The 304-nt window shown below is 50.3% G+C and carries 1 protein-coding gene; it reads left to right on the forward strand.

What is annotated here, in order from left to right:
• Positions 1-304, forward strand: a 304-nt coding sequence (locus EXE45_RS18685; protein ID WP_137695183.1) for an aminotransferase class V-fold PLP-dependent enzyme, incomplete at both ends; no start/stop codon positions are given.

Consider the following 304-nt stretch of genomic DNA (forward strand, 5'->3'; position numbering starts at 1 on the left):
ACTCCTTGACGAGGTTGACGATGTTCTGGTGAATGGCCATCCCGAACAGCGGCTGCCCAACAATCTCAACATGAGCATTCTGGGGACGAATGATCAGCGTCTGGTTGCGAGATTAAGTGAAGATGGTGTTTACGCCGCAACGGGCTCTGCCTGTTCAACGATGGAAACGACAGAGTCGCATGTGCTAACAGCTATGTTGGATGACCAGGACCGGATTCAGTCGTCTATTAGATTCGGATTCGGGAAGGGAAACACATTGAAAGAGGTCGATGAGGCAGTGGATATTGTCAAGCAGAACGTGAAC

This window comes from Halorubrum sp. SP9 (assembly GCF_005435015.1).
GTDB lineage: Archaea > Halobacteriota > Halobacteria > Halobacteriales > Haloferacaceae > Halorubrum > Halorubrum sodomense.